The organism is Planktothrix sp. FACHB-1355, assembly GCF_014748295.1.
Classification (GTDB): Bacteria; Cyanobacteriota; Cyanobacteriia; order Cyanobacteriales; family Aerosakkonemataceae; genus Aerosakkonema; species Aerosakkonema funiforme_A.
Genome location: NZ_JACJUP010000793.1, coordinates 1 through 3,317, shown reverse-complemented (window position 1 = coordinate 3,317; position 3,317 = coordinate 1). Strand labels below are relative to the sequence as shown.

Genomic DNA, 3,317 nt, shown 5'->3' with positions numbered 1-3,317 from the left:
GCTGAATGCACATCCCAATAATAATTTGGCCATAACTGAAGCTTTAGTAGCAGATGAAAAAAAGCCAGATGATGATGACAGTCGCGGTAGCGGACGTTTCAGCACATATCTCAATACCAGTTTTGATGTGAATGAAGATTTAGTTGCGGCGGTTAAAAATCCACCCAACCGAAAAACCCGCACCGGACGCTTAAGCACAATTTTCAATCCTAATTCCAATTCGTCACAGGATTTAGTAGCTGCGGTCAAGAATCAGCCTAACCGAAAAATTCTTGGCAGCGGACGGTTCACGATCTAGCCCAATCTAAACGATGCTTAAATGTTGGGAAAGGTAAAGAATTAAAATCTCGTCACGATTCTCTACAACTTACGATTTTTAATTCCTAATATTTTAAGCTGTTGCTGCTTTCCAAGTACCGTGAAATCCCATAGGCACAATGCTGGGTAATCCCAGTTTGCACACAGGTTTATCATCCAGTCTTTCGCTATCAAATATCCAAACTTCGCTGCTGTTTGTGTTGCCATCAAACACAACGGTCAGTATCCAACCTCGCTCGGAATTGATGGCATCCGGAGCATAAATGGGTTCCATAGGATAGCGATTTTCGCCTAGATCGGCTTCTGTGAGAGTGCTAGTTTGATTGTCGAAACGTGCGATCGCACCATACATTTCTCTAGCAGTATCGACATCTTGCCGTTGCAAGGACAGATAAGTAAAGCGCGAAGCTTTGCCGATGTGGGATGGCGGTACAAGTGGGAATTCGCAATCTCGGTCTAACAATTCCTCAGATGTCTTTACCTTAGCAGTTTTGGGGTCGAGATGGACTTGCCACAAAGTTGATTTAGCGGGAGTTTGCATTTGTCCGCTTGCTACTTCCTTCAAACGTTGGTTTGTTTGAAAGTCTGGATAACGGACAAAATCTATCACAGCTAAATTGTTAGCATCTACGTAACCGTTAGCAAAATGCCACTGATACCAAGGTTCCGTTTCCCCACGGCTAACTAAAGATAGATTTTCGCGATCGAAAACTAAAATTTGGGTTCCCAGCTTGGGTTTCCACTGCATTGCTTCGCTGAAGCTGTACAAACCGATCGCAGCTGGAAGTAAGTTAACCCGTACTGGCGGAACGAAGAAAACAAGATATTGCCCAGCCATGACAAAATCATGCAATAGGGGAATTCCATCCACAGTGATTGACTGCTTTTGCACAATCTTGCCTGTGCGATCGCTCTTATATATATTGAGTTTGGAATTAACTCCGGGAGTGATACCAAAGTTAAAAATTTCCCCTGTTTGCGCGTCCCATTTGGGATGTGCAGAATAAGGCAACTCACCACTGAGTCCGGATAAATCGTCCAATCCCCTAGTTTGCAAAGTTTGCAAGTCTAAAGCGTGCGGTTTTCCGCCTTCCCAAAGTGCTAACAGCTTATCGCTTAAGGCTAAGACGGAGGTATTAGCGCTATTTTTTACCGGTCTGAACCATTGATTCCAGATTGGCCCAGGTGCGGTCATGCCATAGTTTCCGTAGAGGTATCTATCCGCTTGAGATTCCGCTAGATATCCATCTGTTCGCACATAACGATAGACGCCTGTAGCCTTACCATCGCTGAAGTTGACGGCGAGGATAGCACCATCGCCATCAAACCAGTGTCCCACGCGATCGCCTCCTCGTGCCAACCGTGCTGGGCCATTGCGATAAAGAGTGCCGTGCAAACTTTCTGGTATTTTGCCAAAAAGAAGTGGCAGGGAAGTGAGGGGAAATTCTTTAGCCGGTTGGGAGAAAGCTTTTGCCCAAGCTTTTGGCGTTGATAGTAACTCAGATGTTTTCATATTGGATATTGGTAATGGGCGGCAAATAAATTAAAAATTCTATTTTCACAATACTTCATCTTTAATCACTTCTAGATAACTTTTACCAAATTTTTTATCTGGTTCCAAATAGTTACCTTCTGCCCATTCGTTCCAAGACCTAATGAAGATAATCCTTTTTTCTCTGGCGTTATTTTCCACCTTTGAGAGTGCTTCTTTAAGGTGAATACGGAATAACTCTGGCGTAGAATCGTGAAACACCACACCATTTACACCACTCCTGGGTGTATTATCCCAATTAGGAAAAATACAAGGATAGTGTTCAAATGTTACTGCTTGTTTCAAAAAAGCATTTTTAATACCTTCAGCGTAAGCACAAACTATCGGAACTTTTCTATTTATTTTAGGTATTTTTTTAGTCAACACAGAATTTATCTTAGTGTAATACTTATCAAAAATAGTACTTTTTGGGAAAAATTGCGGTGCTATTAATTTGGGCGAAACAGCACGGGAAAAATCCGGATTGATAATGATAGAAGCGTCAAAGCCATTTAGCTCTGGAACCCAGGATGGGTCAAAAACAACGCCCATAAAATATAAACCTTTTAAACCGGATTTCATGGCTAATTCTCGCCAATAATCGGTAAACAATTTTGGCTCGGGCAATTTTTTCGGACGGTAAATGATGAAGAGTGGCTTGCCATCAATTTTAATGTAACGAGGATCGGAAAAAGCCTCTAAAACTGTATAAAAATGAGCTTCATAGTCTGACAAACCAGGATATGTCTGTGCCATTAATATTTTGTCGGGACTACCGTGCCAAATACCACTCCAGGTTTCATTTGCCCATCCCAAACAAAAAGGAAAATTTGGTTCGCCCGACTTTAAAACTTCATTAAATGGCCTTTCAAGCAAACGCTTGCCGGCAAACCAATAATGCCAATAACAAAAACCTTCTATTCCGTAATTTTTCGCCATTTCTGCCTGCGCTTGGCGAGTTTCTGGTACGCGCAAGTCATAAAAACCTAAATCTGCTGGAATATGTGGTTGGTAATGACCGGGATATAATGGTTTGGCCTTAGCAACATTTGTCCATTCAGTAAATCCTTTACCCCACCATTCATCGTTTTCTGGAATCGGATGAAACTGGGGAAGGTAAAAAGCAATCAGACGAGCTTTTGGAGATTGTAAGTCCATTTTTTTCTACCGCACTTAGTATCGTCAGACTTGTGGTATAAACCTCTTATTTCTAGCACACTAAGTACGGTAGCTCGGAATATTCCTATGCCCGTCTGGGTTACTACGTTTTTATTGGACTCCTACATTCCGTAAGACTCCATCGATTTTGTCAGCTGTTTGCGTTTTACCCTGAGATCTGTATAAGTCGCTAGCTTGCTTTAAAGTAGCGATCGCCTCTTCTACCTTAACCTGGCTGGCGAGGGCAACTCCCAAGTTATGGTGCGCTTCTGCGTACTGGGGATTAATGCGAATAGCTTCTTCCCACATG

The 3,317-nt window shown here is 42.5% G+C and carries 4 protein-coding genes; 1 reads left to right on the top strand and 3 read right to left on the bottom strand.

Going from position 1 to position 3,317, the window contains the following annotated elements; genetic code table 11:
* Positions 1 to 298: hypothetical protein (locus H6S82_RS24970; protein WP_206756896.1), on the top strand; the 298-nt coding region annotated here is incomplete at its 5' end.
* Between the two features lie 93 nt (positions 299 to 391).
* On the opposite strand, the gene H6S82_RS24965 is transcribed toward H6S82_RS24970, so the two are convergent.
* The 3 genes from H6S82_RS24965 to H6S82_RS24955 form a co-directional block, all read right to left on the bottom strand.
* Positions 392 to 1,831 (bottom strand): carotenoid oxygenase family protein, encoded by a 1,440-nt coding sequence (locus H6S82_RS24965; RefSeq protein WP_190465160.1) that lies wholly within the window; start codon positions 1,829 to 1,831, stop codon positions 392 to 394.
* A gap of 45 nt (positions 1,832 to 1,876) precedes the next feature.
* Entirely contained in the window at positions 1,877 to 3,007 is a 1,131-nt protein-coding gene (locus H6S82_RS24960; protein ID WP_190465161.1) for a glycoside hydrolase family 99-like domain-containing protein, read from the bottom strand.
* 111 nt (positions 3,008 to 3,118) lie between these two features.
* A partial coding sequence (locus tag H6S82_RS24955) for a tetratricopeptide repeat protein (RefSeq protein ID WP_191056877.1) occupies positions 3,119 to 3,317 on the bottom strand: 199 nt, incomplete at its 5' end.

Coding starts and splice junctions, on each gene's coding strand:
- H6S82_RS24965 (WP_190465160.1), bottom strand. CDS start 1,831: ATGAAAACATCTGAGTTACTATCAACGCCAAAAGCTTGGGCAAAAGCT.
- H6S82_RS24960 (WP_190465161.1), bottom strand. CDS start 3,007: ATGGACTTACAATCTCCAAAAGCTCGTCTGATTGCTTTTTACCTTCCC.